8 protein-coding genes are annotated in these 14,154 nt (G+C 65.0%); 6 read left to right on the forward strand and 2 right to left on the reverse strand.

The annotated features are described in order from the left end of the window. The first annotated feature begins 6 nt into the window (after positions 1–6). A complete protein-coding gene (locus PCE31106_RS00025; protein ID WP_150561962.1) occupies positions 7–666 on the forward strand; it encodes a TetR/AcrR family transcriptional regulator in 660 nt (219 codons plus the stop codon). Between the two features lie 63 nt (positions 667–729). Here PCE31106_RS00025 and PCE31106_RS00030 read toward each other — a convergent pair whose 3' ends face one another. After that, complete coding sequence (locus PCE31106_RS00030) at positions 730–2,397, reverse strand: SH3 domain-containing C40 family peptidase (protein WP_150561963.1); 1,668 nt, start codon at positions 2,395–2,397, stop codon at positions 730–732. Between the two features lie 272 nt (positions 2,398–2,669). Between PCE31106_RS00030 and uvrA the strand changes: the two genes are divergently transcribed. The 3 genes from uvrA (at position 2,670) to PCE31106_RS00045 (ending at position 10,440) form a co-directional block, all read left to right on the forward strand. Continuing rightward, positions 2,670–8,600, forward strand: a complete 5,931-nt coding sequence (uvrA, locus tag PCE31106_RS00035) for an excinuclease ABC subunit UvrA (protein WP_150561964.1) — start codon at positions 2,670–2,672, stop codon at positions 8,598–8,600. A 270-nt stretch (positions 8,601–8,870) separates the two neighbouring features. Continuing rightward, a complete protein-coding gene (locus PCE31106_RS00040) occupies positions 8,871–9,173 on the forward strand; it encodes a DUF4148 domain-containing protein (RefSeq protein WP_150561965.1) in 303 nt (100 codons plus the stop codon). A gap of 415 nt (positions 9,174–9,588) precedes the next feature. Next, positions 9,589–10,440, forward strand: a complete 852-nt coding sequence (locus PCE31106_RS00045; RefSeq protein WP_017233712.1) for an undecaprenyl-diphosphate phosphatase — start codon at positions 9,589–9,591, stop codon at positions 10,438–10,440. A gap of 63 nt (positions 10,441–10,503) precedes the next feature. On the opposite strand, the gene PCE31106_RS00050 is transcribed toward PCE31106_RS00045, so the two are convergent. Then, entirely contained in the window at positions 10,504–11,367 is an 864-nt protein-coding gene (locus tag PCE31106_RS00050) for a LysR substrate-binding domain-containing protein (RefSeq protein ID WP_017233711.1), read from the reverse strand. A gap of 148 nt (positions 11,368–11,515) precedes the next feature. Here PCE31106_RS00050 and psrA point away from each other — a divergent pair, with 148 nt between their 5' ends. After that, positions 11,516–12,613, forward strand: coding sequence for an iron-containing alcohol dehydrogenase PsrA (psrA, locus tag PCE31106_RS00055; protein ID WP_150561966.1), 1,098 nt, complete (start codon positions 11,516–11,518; stop codon positions 12,611–12,613). A 200-nt stretch (positions 12,614–12,813) separates the two neighbouring features. After that, positions 12,814–14,121, forward strand: coding sequence for an MFS transporter (locus PCE31106_RS00060; RefSeq protein ID WP_150561967.1), 1,308 nt, complete (start codon positions 12,814–12,816; stop codon positions 14,119–14,121). The last annotated feature ends 33 nt before the right edge of the window (positions 14,122–14,154 follow it).

Below are 14,154 nucleotides of genomic sequence, written 5' to 3' on the forward strand. Positions count from 1 at the left end.
CGCTCAATGACTCCGAACAAAGCCGTCTCGCAAGCTGAACCGCCCCGCAAACGCACACGTGGGCGTCCCACGTGCAACGGCTCGCATGGGGCCGACGCGTTGTTGCTCAACGCGCGGCGTATCTTTGCGCAGCGCGGTTTCTATGCGAGCAGCGTGCGGCAGATCGCGGAGGCGTCCGGGGTCGACGCCGCCCTGATCTCGCACCACTTCGGCTCGAAGGAGGCCCTGTGGGTCGCGGTCGTCGATCAGATCGCGACGCTCACGCGCTCGATGATCGAGCAGACGCTGGCGCTGCGGCACGCGCCGCTGGAACCTGCCGAGCGTATCGAGCAGGCGGTACGGGTGTTCGTGGAGGTCGTTTTCGAGAATCCGGACATCGGTATGTTCTTCTCGACGGCCGCGACCGAGGAAGGCGAGCGGCTCGACATCATCATGCAGCGACTGGTGCGTCCGTATCGCGACGCGATGGTGCCGCTCGTGGCCGACTGGCTCGAAGCGCAGAAGCGCCCTGGGCAGGACGCCGACGTGATGTTTTTCATGCTGACGTCGGCCATCAGCAAGACAGTGTCGTATCGCCACATGATGGGACCGTTCCTGCCGCCCGAAGGCATGGCCGATCTCAAGCGCACCGTGCTCGACTGCGCGATGGCGCTGATTCGGCAGTGATCCGCCGGCGCAGGCGGTGCGCAAGCGTCTTATAGGCTTTGCGGCACCGCGCCGGCGAGCGCCTTACTGTGGCATCTCCTCCGGAGTATCCGTGCTCGGTACGCGCGTGGCGTCCCCGTTTGCCGAGGTCTCGCTGCCGATCACGCTGATCTCAAACAGCGACTTGCCCGCGAGCGAGCGAGCCTCGGGATCTTCCGGGTAAGTTTTGAGCAACGGCAGGATCACCGAGCCACCGATGACATTGCGACGACTGTTATCCGCCGGCGACAGTCCCCACACGTTCTGATAGGTCATCGGCACGCTTTCGCCGTCGCGCTGCGCATTGCCCAGGTACAGCATGATGTGGCCATTGATATGGATGAGCGTCATCAGCGGCCGACCGCGCTCGGCCAGCGTGCGCAACCTTGTGTCGATATCGGCGGCGCGCAGGTCGGTGCGTACGCCCGCCCGTAACTGATCCGACGAATGGCGCGGCAGCCACACGCCGAACGGGGCGAAGAGACTGCGCGTCTCTGCCGAGCAGTCGTTGTAGAACAGCGTGTTGCCCCACCCGTACGGACGTCCGATCAGTTGCTTCATCACCTGCGCCATATGACGCGGCGTGATTGTCCATGGCATCGGCACCAGCGTCGAGGCGTCGAGCGCGGTCGTGCGAATGTGTGCCTGACGCCGAAGATCGGCCACGGGGAACATCGCGACCTGTTGCCCGTCGCGCAACATCACAGGCAGCACGGTGCCGATCGGTGCAAACGTTCGGTAGATGGGCGCGGTCGCGCCGGGCGGCGTGTCGGCCAAGGCCACGTCGGCGCGCACGATGGCGCCGAGGCGGCGCTGTGCCGCGTCACGCCACGTGGCGATGAAATGCTCGTCGACCGAGGCCACGGTGCGGGCATCGACCCAGCCGATCAGATCCGGCGAATAGACGAGCAGCCACGCACCGTCGGCGCTGCGGGCGAGCGTGTAGACCGGCGTGCCGGGACGCAGCGCGGAGTCCTGCAGGGCATCGAACGGATAGCCTTCGCCCGCCTGATGAAAATCGTAGAAGGCCGGGTCGTGCGTGGGGAGCTGTCGTACCAGCGCGTTATCGACAGTGATGCCGCGACGGCGCGGATCGTATTGCCCACCGGCCTGATCGGCGTCGAGTTGCGCCAGCGCCATGTTGGTTTCGATGGCGCGGATCCACGCCGACGTGTGCGCATGGAAGTTCTCGCCATAGGTCTTGGCAACGCCGGGCACGCCGTTATCGAAACGTCTGGCGCGCCGCGCTTGCGAATCCGCGATCTGCTGGGCGCCGGCGGCGTTGAGCAGCGATGTCGACAGCCACGTACCGTTCCATGGCGATGGGTCGCGCGGCGAAGTGCCGAAGTAGCGCGCGCGGAAGGCCTCGAACCGACGCGTTTGCTCCTGCGCGGAGAGCAGCGGACGATCGTAGTCGGGCGCATCGGGCCGGATCCAATGATCGACGTTCTGATCGTAATGCTCGATGGGGAAGCGGCTGATGTTGTAGCGTGTCGCGGTGGCGGTCGCCGCCGGCGGGGACGCCGTGGGCGGTTGCGGTGCGCCTGCGCACGCCGCGAGCACAACGAGCGGCAGCAGCGACGTGAGGCCGGCAAGGCGGGTAACGGGGCGTTGCGGGGCGTTCGAGGCGTTGCGCCGCGTGATGTGCATGACATGCGCGACGGAAGACGTGGCACGCACGATCACGCCGCGCGCCGCAAGGAGGGCACCCATGTTGTGCGAAAGAGAGTCCGGATGCCGTCATGCTACTCCATCGACACAGGCGTGAAATTGAAGCGCTCGGCGAGGCATGCAATGAGGTGCTGCCGCGCCTTCGGGGGTGGTGTGAATGCTGTACAAATATACAGTACAATCACGTCAAGCCGAGCGACGCGTGGATGCTGTCAGCGACTGTCGCATCGGCCTGATACAGTAGTTCCCCCGAGGCGCGCACGCGCGCTGTCAGACGTCACGCTGTTCATTGTCAACCAAGCGGCCCTGATCCAGTGGATACCTCATCCCCGAAACCCGACCCGTCGTCCAACCACGCCATTCGTATTCGTGGTGCCCGCCAGCACAACCTCAAGAATCTCGACGTCGATCTCCAGACCGGTGAAATGACCGTCGTGACCGGCCCGTCCGGTTCCGGCAAGTCGAGCCTGGTCTTCGACACGCTGTTTGCCGAAGGCCAGCGCCGCTACGTCGAAACCTTCAGTGCCTACGCCCGCCAGTTCCTCGACCGCATGGATCGTCCGCAGGTCGATCACGTGGAAGGCGTGCCGCCGGCCATCGCCATCGATCAGACCAACCCCGTGCGCAGCTCGCGCTCGACGGTCGGCACGATGACCGAACTCAACGACCACCTCAAGCTGCTGTTCGCCCGCGCGGCGGCGCTGTTCGATCGTGAGACGGCACAGCCGGTGCGACACGACACCCCCGAGACGATCTACGCCGACCTGATGGCGCGCACCGCGCCCGGCGATCCGCGTCTGGTCGTTACGTTCCCCGTCGAGTTGCCGGGCAGTGTCACGGCCGATGAGGTCGAGCAATGGCTTTCGGCATCGGGCTACACGCGCGTGCAGGCCGAACGCGAAGTCGCATCGGCAGACGGCGCGCGCAAGGTGCTCGATGTCGTCGCCGACCGCTTCCGCCTGCAGAACACCGAGAAGGCGCGCGCGATGGAAGCCATCGAGGCGTCGCTCAAGCGCGGGCGCGGCCGTGTGAATGTCTACGTGCTGGCCGACGAAGGTGAGCCCGACATCTGGCGCTATTCGCAGGATCTGCACTGCCCCGACAGCGACCTGCACTACGCGGATCCGCAACCGGCGCTCTTCTCGTTCAACTCGGCCTATGGCGCCTGCGAAGCCTGCCGCGGGTTCGGCCGCGTGATCGGTGTCGACCTCGGTCTGGTGATCCCGGACGAGCGCAAGACGCTGCGCGGCGGCGCGATCAAGACCATTCAGACGCCGGCGTGGAAAGAAATTCAGGACGACCTGCTCGAATACGCGGGCAAGGCGAGCATTCCGCGCGACACGCCCTGGTCGAAACTCTCGCCCGAGCATCGCGAGTGGGTCATTGAAGGCGATCCCGACTGGAAAGGCGAGTGGAACAAGCAGTGGTATGGCATCCGCCGCTTCTTCGGCTATCTGGAGTCGAAGGCGTACAAGATGCACATTCGCGTGCTGCTCTCGAAGTACCGCAGCTACACCATGTGCGAGACCTGCGGCGGTGCTCGCCTGAAGACGGAGGGTTTGCTCTGGCGGCTCGGCTCGAAGGAGAACGCCGACGCGGTTCTGCCGCCCGCCCAGCGCGTCATGCCGCGTGGCGTGGCGTGGTCGCGCGAGTCGCTCGAAGCGCTGCCCGGTCTCACCATGCACGACCTGATGCTCATGCCGATTTCGCGTGTGCGTCAGTTCTTCGATTCGCTCACGTTGCCGTCGAGCCTGCTCGACGACGCCCTCAAGCTGTTGCAGGAAGAGGTCGGCACGCGGCTGAAGTATCTGTGCGACGTCGGCATCGGTTACCTCACGCTCGACCGTCAGAGCCGTACGCTCTCGGGCGGCGAAGTGCAGCGTATCAATCTGACGACGGCGCTCGGCACGTCGCTCGTCAACACGCTCTTCGTGCTCGACGAGCCAAGTATCGGTCTGCATCCGCGCGACATGGACCGCATCGTCGCCGCCATGCATCGCCTGCGTGACGCGGGCAATACGCTGGTAGTGGTCGAGCACGATCCGGCGGTGATGCTGGCCGCCGACCGCGTGATCGACATGGGGCCCGGGCCGGGAGAGCGCGGCGGCCAGATCGTCTTCGACGGCACGCCCGATGAGGTGCGTCATGCCGATACGCTGACCGGCAGCTACCTGGGCGGACGCAAGCACGTGGCGAACGCGTCGAACTGGCGCGCGCGCCCGGTCGACGCCGCGACGCCGCGCCTCAGGCTCACCGGCGTGCGCGAACACAACCTCAAGCAGGTCAGTGTCGAGATTCCGCTTGGGCGGCTCGTGTGCGTGACCGGCGTGTCCGGATCCGGCAAATCGACGCTGGTGCAGGACGTGCTCAACCCGGCACTCGCGCGCCACTTCGGCGACCCGACCGAAGCCCCGGGGGCCCACGACGAACTCATCGGCGCCGAACAATTGTCGGGCGTGGTGTTCGTCGATCAGTCGCCGATCGGCAAGACGGCACGCTCTAACCCGGCGAGCTATGTCGGCGCGTTCGACGAGATTCGCAAACTGTTCGCAGCCGTGCCAGCGGCGCTGCAACGGGGCTACAACGCCAGTACCTTCAGCTTCAATTCCGGCAACGGGCGCTGCCCGACATGCGGCGGCTCGGGCTTCGAACACGTGGAGATGCAGTTCCTGAGCGACGTGTATCTGCGTTGCCCCGATTGCGACGGCAAGCGCTATCGCGCCGAAGTGCTCGACGTGAAGATTCAGCGCGCCGTGCCCGGCGAGGCAATGCGCGAGTTGAGCGTGTCGGATGTGCTCGAGTTGACGGTCAACGAGGCGGTGAAGCTGTTTTCGTCGGATCGCGACGTGCTGCGCGTCTTGCAGCCGATCGTCGACGTGGGTCTCGAATACGTGAAGCTCGGCCAGCCGGTGCCCACGCTCTCGGGCGGCGAAGCCCAGCGCTTGAAGCTCGCGGGGTTCCTCGCGGAAGCGGCGCAGAAGAAGACGGCGAGCGGGCAGAAGGTCGCGCATCGCGGACGGCTCTTCATCTTCGACGAGCCGACGACGGGGCTGCATTTCGACGACATCGCCAAGCTCATGCGCGCGTTCGCCAAGCTCCTCGACGGCGGCAATTCGCTGCTCGTCATCGAACACAATCTCGATGTGGTGCGCGCGGCCGACTGGATCATCGACCTTGGGCCGGAAGGCGGCGAGGGCGGCGGTGAAGTGCTGTGCGCGGGTACGCTCGCGCAGGTGGTGGCGTGCGAGGGGTCGCACACCGGGCGCGCCCTGGCCGACTATGAACGTAACGTGGTGGCGCCCGGCCGATCGGCGGCGGTGACGAGCGCCGTCGGCGACCCGGGCATGCCGCTGCAAACCGCCTTGCGTGCGGCACGCACGCAGCGCAAGCCGGCCGGCGGCAATGACATTCGTATCGTCAACGCCCGCGAGCACAACCTGAAAGCGCTCGACGTCGCCATTCCGCGCGGCAAGTTCAGTGTGATCACGGGTGTCTCGGGGTCGGGCAAGTCGACGCTGGCCTTCGACATCCTCTTCAACGAAGGGCAGCGCCGCTATCTCGAATCGCTCAACGCCTATGCGCGGTCCATCGTGCAACCGGCGGGGCGCCCGGAAGTGGATGCGGTGTATGGCATCCCACCGACGGTCGCCATCGAACAGCGCCTCTCGCGCGGCGGACGCAAGAGTACGGTGGCGACCACGACCGAAGTCTGGCACTTCCTGCGTCTGCTGTACGTCAAGCTCGGCATTCAACACTGCATTCACGACGGTTCGCCCGTTACGGCGCAAAGCCCCGATTCCATCGTCGCGCAACTGATGCGCGATCGGCGCGGCCAGCATGTGGGGCTGCTCGCGCCGCTGGTCGTGGGCCGCAAGGGGATCTACACCGATCTCGCGAAGTGGGCCAAGGCGCGCGGGCATTCGCATCTGCGTGTCGATGGGGTGTTCCTCCCGGTCGACCCGTGGCCAAAGCTCGATCGATTCCGAGAGCACACCATCGAACTGCCGGTGGGCGACGTGATCGTCACGCCCGAGACCGAAGGCTTGCTGCGCACGCTGCTGGCGGCGGCGCTCGAGCAAGGCAAGGGCGTGATGCATCTGCTCGCGCCGCTCGACGGTCTCGGCGACGCGATGGGCAACGAGCAACCGGGCGAAGGCGTGGGCCAGATCGAGGTGTTCTCGGTCAAGCGCGCCTGTCCGGTGTGCGGCACGAGCTATCCGGATCTCGATCCGCGCATGTTTTCGTTCAACAGCAAGCATGGCTGGTGTCAAACGTGCGTGGGCACGGGCCTGGCGCTCACGCGCGAGCAGCGCGAAGCGTTCGACGACACCGTGCTCAATCAGGACAACCGGGGGCGCGAGCATTCGTTGCCGTCGGAAGAGCAGGAGCCGGAGGGCGTGGGCGATCAGCCGTGTCCGGATTGCCACGGGGCGCGGCTCAATACCATCGCGCGCGCGGTGACGTTCGACGAGCACGCGATCTCCGGCGTTGCGCAGTGGACCGTGACCGATGTGCGCGAGTGGATCGAAGGCCTCGAATTGCACGGTCGCGAAGCGAGCATCGCGCGCGATCTGATCAGCGAGATTCAGGGACGTCTGGCATTTCTCGAGGAAGTCGGGCTAGGCTATCTCACGCTCGATCGCGCGGCGCCGACGCTCTCGGGCGGCGAGTCGCAGCGCATTCGACTGGCGGCGCAACTCGGCAGCAATCTGCAGGGTGTTTGCTACGTGCTCGACGAGCCGACCATCGGCCTGCACCCGCGTGATAACGGCATTCTGCTCGGCGCGTTGCGCAAGTTGGGCGATCAGGGCAACACGCTGGTGGTGGTCGAGCACGACGAAGACACGATTCGCCGCGCGGATCACATCATCGACATCGGTCCCGGTGCGGGCAAACGTGGCGGCATGCTGGTCGCGCAGGGCAGCGTCGCCGATCTGGCCTCGCACCCCGAGTCGCTGACCGGCAAGTTCCTGGCGCATCCGTTGCAGCACCCGATTCATCCGCGCCGTGAAGTCATTGCGCCTGTGACCGGCGTCGAGGCGGTGCCGCCGAATTGGCTGACGGTGCATGGCGCCACGCTCCACAACCTGAAGGACGTGACGGCGTCGTTGCCGTTGGCGCGACTCACGGCCATTACCGGCGTGTCGGGGTCGGGCAAATCGACGCTTGCACGCGACGTGCTGATGACGAACCTGCTCGACGCGGTGGGGCGTTCGGTGCTGTCGTCACCTGCCGAGCGACGTGCCCGCAAGGGCACGGTGCGTCACGCGGTGAAGGCGGACGGTAAGCCGCGTGCGACGTCGGCGGCACCGGCGGTGCCACGCAGTCCTGTGGTGCACGCGTGGCACGGTTGCGCGTCGGTGACCGGCTGGGAGGCGATCGATCGCGTGCTCGAAGTCGATCAGACGCCCATCGGCAAGACACCGCGCTCGTGCCCGGCCACGTATATCGGCTTCTGGGACACGATTCGCCGCTTGTTTGCCGATACGCTCGAAGCCCGCGCCCGTGGTTATGCGGCGTCGCGCTTCTCGTTCAATACCGGCGAAGGCCGTTGTCCGGCGTGCGAGGGGCAGGGCGTGCGCACCATCGGCATGAGCTTCCTCGCCGACGTGAAGGTGCTGTGCGACGTCTGTCACGGTCAGCGGTTCAACGCCGAGACGCTGGCCGTCACGTGGCGCGGCAAGAGCATCGGCGACGTGCTGACGATGGAAGTGGACGAAGCCGTCGAGTTCTTCGCGTCGATGCCGAGCATTGCGCATCCGCTGCAACTGATGCAGGACGTCGGGCTCGGCTATCTCACGCTGGGACAACCGTCGCCGACGTTGTCGGGGGGCGAGGCGCAGCGCATCAAGCTCGTGACGGAGTTGACCAAGGTGCGCGACGACGTCACGCGCCGCGGACAAAAGACGCCGCACACGCTGTATGTGCTCGACGAACCCACGGTCGGCCTTCACATGGCTGACGTGGCGCGTCTGATCCATGTGCTCCATCGGCTGGTGAATGGCGGGCATACCGTCGTCGTCATCGAGCACAACCTCGATGTGATTGCCGAAGCCGACTGGATCGTCGATATGGGCCCGGAGGGCGGCAAGAACGGCGGGACGGTCGTCGCCGCGACGTCACCCGATGCGCTGACGCAGGTCGCGGCGAGCCACACCGGCATCGCACTCAAGCCAGTGCTTGCGCAAACGGTAGCGCCGGGGGCCTCGACAGCGATATCGGAAGCCGCCGCCACGTCGAAATAGCCGACCCACATCGCGAGCCGATCACGGGCTCGCGATCCGGAATCCCAACTGGGGGACGCGGGACGCCTGATGGCGTCCCGTTTTCATTGGGCGCGTAAGTGTGCGCGCACTGAGATGGGCAGAATCGCCCAAAGTCAACCCTATTATTTCATATTCAGCAATTTAACATGGACGAATATCATCTTTATTGCGCATGCCGATGCCAATAGACTGCAATTGTCGACGATGAATTGAACATCGCCGCGACTCAAACAGACAGGAGAAAACATCATGAAGCGCGCTCTTATTACCTCAGCCCTGGTTTCCGCAGTGTTGGCCGTGTCGGCCGGTTCGGCCTTTGCCAGCGATGCCTTCGACGGCCCGACGGAATTCTCGTGGGTGCCGCAAACCAGCATGCTGACCCGCGCTCAGGTCGGTCAGGAACTGGCGCAAGCCCAGCAAGCCGGTCTGCTGCAGCAACACGATTCGGTTTATCCGAAGTCGATCGCCAACTCGGGCGCTGCAGCGGTAGCCGCGACCCCGGGGTCGATCATCAACCTCGCCCTTGCCGGCAGCACGTACTTCGGTAGCTGATTCGCGTCACCCATCGCAGTACTGGCGGCACCTCCCGTGAGCCAGCGCCTGTGCGGCGCGTCGCGACTCCGGGGCGGCGCCTCCGATCACAAATCGGCCACTTCGCGTGGCCGATTTTGTTTTGTGCGTCCCCCTTTGCGATGCGTCGCGCCCTGTGGACAAATCTGTCGATAACCCTGTGGGTAAGCTGTGGCGCACCTGTGACCAAGCTGTGGATTTCCGGTGGGCAAGTCGCGCCGCCTTGACCCAAGGTACCCGTCGGAAACGGCTCACTTGCCCACTTCGTGACACGTCTGTTGGAGTATCATGCGCGGCAGCCGGTGGTGGGTAGGGAACCGGCGCCGCCGTCATGTGACCGTCACGAAAGTGTCATGTATCCGGCGTAGGCTCCTTGCCCATTTCACAAGGATTTCGCATGGATTATCTGCAAGTGCTCGTGCTCGCGATTGTGCAGGGCGTGGCGGAGTTGCTTCCCGTGTCGAGTTCGGCACACGTGATCATGGCCGAGAAACTGATGGGTCTCGACCCGTCGGCGCCCGCCATGACGTTATTGCTCGTCATGCTGCACACCGGCACGATGCTCGCCGTCATCGTCTATTTCTGGAAGTCGTGGCGCGAGCGCTATTTCTCGTCGAAGCACGATTTCATGCATAACGCGAAGCAAGTCGTCATCGCGACGGGCTTCACGGGCGTGATCGGGCTGGCCTTGATGCTGTTTATCGAGAAGGTCTTGATGCGTGGCTCCCAACACGCCGAGATCGAGCACTTGTTCGGCAATCTGTACATCATCTCCGGCGGCCTCGCGATGGCGGGCATCCTGATTCTGATTTCGGGCAGCAAGCGTCCGCCGATGGGCGATCGCCCGTTGCGCGGTGCCGACTCGGCCTGGATCGGCGCGGTGCAGGGCTTGTGCCTGCCGTTCCGTGGTTTCTCGCGCTCGGGATCGACCATCTCGACGGGGATGATGCGCGGGCTCGATAAAATCCGTGTCGAGGAATTCAGCTTCGCGCTGGCCGTGGTGCTCACGCCGCCGGTGATCGCCAAGGAGGCGTATCGCCTGTACAAGTCGGGCGGCGCGCAATCGTTCTCCGGTCACTACATGACGGTGCTCACGCCGAGCCTCGTCGGCATGGTGTTCAGCTTCCTTGCCGGTCTGGTGGCGCTGCGCTGGTTGTCGCGCTGGCTCGAACACGGCCGCTGGTATCTGTTCGGCATCTACTGCCTCGTGGCCTCGGGCGTCGTGCTGGCGGCGAGCCAATATCTGTAATCGGTCAGGTGACGTCTTGCGTGGGCGGCGTGCCAGGCACTGCCCACGCCATACCCACGGGCGTTACACCAGTCCCGCCACGACCTCCAGAAACGCCGCAATCGCTCGCGACGCTCGCCGCTGCGCCAGACACACAACGACCGTTGTCGTCTCCACGCGTGCGTCGCTGATCGATACGGTGGCAAGTCGCGCGTCGGGCGTATGCTCACGCGCCGACACCGCAGCGATTCCCAGCCCCAGAATCACCGCCTCGCGAATCGCTTCGCGACTGCCGATCTCCATCGCCACGGTCGGTGTCACCCCCGCCGCTTGCAACGCCGCTTCGAGCGCGTGCCGCGTGGTCGATCCCGGCTCGCGCATGAGCATCGGCTCGTCAGCCAGCGCCGCGAGCGGCACGCTGCGTCGCTTGGCGAAGCGGTGCGCGCGCGGCACCAACAGCACGACCGGATGGGTGCGGTAGGTCACGGCATGCAGACGCGCGTCGTCGTGATAGCGCGCGAGCACCGCCACGTCCGTGCGATAGGCCAGCAGGCTCTCGATCATCTCTTCGGAATTGCCCGGCCGCATGGAAATGCGAATGCCGGGGTAACGCGGCTGGAATGCCGCCACGATCTCCATCGCGTGATGCGGTCCGACGGCACCCAGGCGTAGTTCGCCGGTGCGTAGCTCACCGTGCTCCTTGAGCAGACCAAGCGCTTCGGCTTCGTCGGAGAAGATGCGCAGGCTCACCGCATACAACGATTTTCCGGTGGGCGTGAGCGTCAGTCCACGACCGTGCCGGTAGAACAGTTCGACACCGTAGGTCTCCTCCAGCGCACGAATCTGCGTGGTCATCGTGGGCTGGCTCACATGCAGCGCCTGGGCCGCGCGCGTCACGCTGCCGTGGTGCGCCACCGCATGGAACGAGCGCAGTTGGGTAATCCGCATCGATGACGCTCCCGTGACGAGGTATAGGTTTTACCAATACTTTGACGAAAAATTGTGAATTGGAAGTATAGGACGGTCCTCACCATAATCCAGCTCAATCTTCGTCAATCGATCGCAGCGCCCGCGGGTGCTGCGGCACCTCCTCACCATGACTGCATGTTCACGTTTCCATAATCCGGTCGATGTTCGCTTCGGTGCGGGTGCCCTTGCTCAGTTGCCCGAATTGGTCGGCGAGCGGCGGGTTGTGCTCGTCACGATGCCCGAAGCACGGGCGCTCGGCATGACGGGACGAGTCGAAGCGCTGCTTGGGCAACGGCTGGCGGGGACGATCGATCGTGTCAGCCCGAACCCGGATGTGCGCGAACTCGCCCCGATGTACAGCGATTTCTGGCGGCGGTACGGCCAGTGCGAGGTGATCGTGGCACTGGGCGGCGGCAGCGCGCTCGACACGGCCAAGCTGTTGATGGTCGCGGGCGAGGATGATCGCTTTGCGACGCTCGTCGATGCGCTTGATGCGGGGGGCGACTTTCGGCCATCGCGGACCAAGCGTCTCATCACCGTTCCGACGACGGCCGGCACCGGCAGCGAAGTCACCCCGTGGGCCACGTTGTGGGATCGTCATGTGAAGCACAAGAAGTACTCGCTGCATTTACCCGAGACGTGGCCGGAGGCGGCGATTGTCGATCCGCAACTGACGCGCTCGCTGCCGCACGCCATCACGCTGCAAAGCGGACTCGACGCCCTCTCGCACGCGCTCGAGGCGATCTGGAATGTCAACGCCAATCCGATTTCCGACACCTTCGCCGTGACGGCGGCGCGCGACATGATGCGCGTGTTGCCGCAGCTGATGGTGTCACTGGACGACGAGACGTTGCGCGCTCAGGCGGCGCTCGCGGCACTGCAAGCGGGCATGGCGTTCTCCAACACGAAGACCGCGTTGGCGCATTCCATTTCGTACGACATGACGATTCGACATGGACTCCCGCACGGCATTGCGTGCTCGTTCACCTTGCCGGCGGTGATGCGTCTGGCGATAGGCCGCCGTGCCGATCGCGACGCGGTGCTGGCGCAGGTGTTCGACGGCGACATTGGCCGCGCCCCGGACAAGCTCACCGCGTTGCTCAACGGTTTGGGCGTGGCGACCGAGTTTTCGGCCTATGGCGTGTCCGAGCCGGAATCGAGCGCGATGATCGCCGCCGCGCTCGACGGCCCGCGCGGACGCAATTTCATCGGCGCCACCGCCTGATCGTCAGGTGGCCGCTACGGTCGTATGCGTTCGCGCGCATGCGTGTTTTCGCGTCTTACCCGCAGTCCCCGTAATCCGCATCATCAAAACATAGCCGCGCGATCCAAAGGCGGCACTGAGACATCCAGGAGACAGACGCCCGGCGCAGACCGGTGCGTCGCAGCGCGCCGCCACGGCGCGGCGCATCAACAGGAGGCGCAATGGAACAGGTTCTCACGGGCGTGGGCGGCAGCGATGCCGTCTCCGCCGAAAAAGCGGTGCGCACGGTCGCGCTGGCCAGCCTGATCGGCACGACCGTCGAATGGTATGACTTCTTCCTGTACGGCACCGTGACAGGCCTCGTCTTCAACAAGCTCTTCTTTCCCAGCGGCGATGCCTTCATTGCCACCGCGCTCGCCTATACGGTCTACGCGGTGGGATTCGCCACGCGGCCGATCGGGGGCATCCTGTTCGGCCATTTCGGCGACCGGTTGGGACGCAAGCCATTGCTCATTGTCACGCTCTCCATCATGGGGGTGTCGACGTTCCTGATCGGACTGGTGCCGACCTACGACAGTATTGGCATGGCGGCCCCGCTGATTCTGCTCTTCCTGCGTCTGTTGCAGGGCATTGGACTGGGCGGCGAATGGGGCGGCGCGGTGCTCATGGCGTTTGAGTATGCGCCGCGCGACCGGCGCGGGCGGTTCGCGGCGTATCCGCAGATCGGGCTCGCCGTGGGGTTGTGCCTGTCGACCGGTGTGGTCGCGCTGCTCTCGTCGACACTGACCGATGCACAGTTCATGGCATGGGGCTGGCGTCTGGCGTTCATGCTCAGCGTGGTGCTCGTGGCGGTGGGCATGTTCATCCGGCTGCGCGTGCTGGAGACGCCCGAGTTCGCGCGCATCAAGGAAAGTCAGCGCGTCGCGCATGTGCCGCTCTCGGAGATTGCACGCGATTACCGGCGTAACGTGCTGCTGGGCTGGGGCGCGCGTTACATCGATGGCGTGGTGTTCAATGTCTATGCGGTGTTCGCCATCTCGTATCTCGTTGGCACGCTGCACTTTCCGAAGACGCCGATCCTGCTGGCGGTCACGCTCGCGGCCATGGTCTTGATTGTCACGATTCCGTATGCCGCGAAGCTGTCGGACCGCGTGGGACGCCGTCGAGTGTTCGGCTGGGGTGCGTTGGCCTGTGGCGTGTCGGCAATACCGGCATTGGCGGTGATGCACTATGCGACGAGCGTCTGGTGGGTGTCGCTCGCGGTGATTGTGCCGCTGGGCGTTGTATATGCGTTCGTCTATGGTCCCGAGGCGTCGATGTTCTGCGAACTGTTCGACACGCGAGTTCGTTACACGGGCATCTCGGTCGTGTATCAAGTGTCGGGAATCGTTTCCAGCTCGATCACACCGTTGGTGGCGGCGACGCTGCTCGAATACGGCGGTCACAAACCGTGGTGGATCGCGGTGTATGTGCTGGCGGTGGGATGCCTGTCCGCCGCGTGTGCGGCAGCGATGAAGCGAACCTACTGAGGGGGAACGACGGGACGGGGAGGCGTGTGGGGT

It is taken from the genome of Pandoraea cepalis, assembly GCF_902459665.1.
Taxonomy (GTDB): Bacteria; Pseudomonadota; Gammaproteobacteria; order Burkholderiales; family Burkholderiaceae; genus Pandoraea; species Pandoraea cepalis.

Excerpts from the sequence above, each read along its gene's own strand:
- PCE31106_RS00050 (WP_017233711.1), bottom strand. The coding sequence starts at position 11,367 with ATGCGGATTACCCAACTGCGCTCGTTCCATGCGGTGGCGCACCACGGC.
- PCE31106_RS00030 (WP_150561963.1), bottom strand. The coding sequence starts at position 2,397 with ATGGGTGCCCTCCTTGCGGCGCGCGGCGTGATCGTGCGTGCCACGTCT.
- PCE31106_RS00060 (WP_150561967.1), top strand. The coding sequence starts at position 12,814 with ATGGAACAGGTTCTCACGGGCGTGGGCGGCAGCGATGCCGTCTCCGCC.
- PCE31106_RS00040 (WP_150561965.1), top strand. The coding sequence starts at position 8,871 with ATGAAGCGCGCTCTTATTACCTCAGCCCTGGTTTCCGCAGTGTTGGCC.
- PCE31106_RS00045 (WP_017233712.1), top strand. The coding sequence starts at position 9,589 with ATGGATTATCTGCAAGTGCTCGTGCTCGCGATTGTGCAGGGCGTGGCG.
- psrA (WP_150561966.1), top strand. The coding sequence starts at position 11,516 with ATGACTGCATGTTCACGTTTCCATAATCCGGTCGATGTTCGCTTCGGT.
- PCE31106_RS00025 (WP_150561962.1), top strand. The coding sequence starts at position 7 with ATGACTCCGAACAAAGCCGTCTCGCAAGCTGAACCGCCCCGCAAACGC.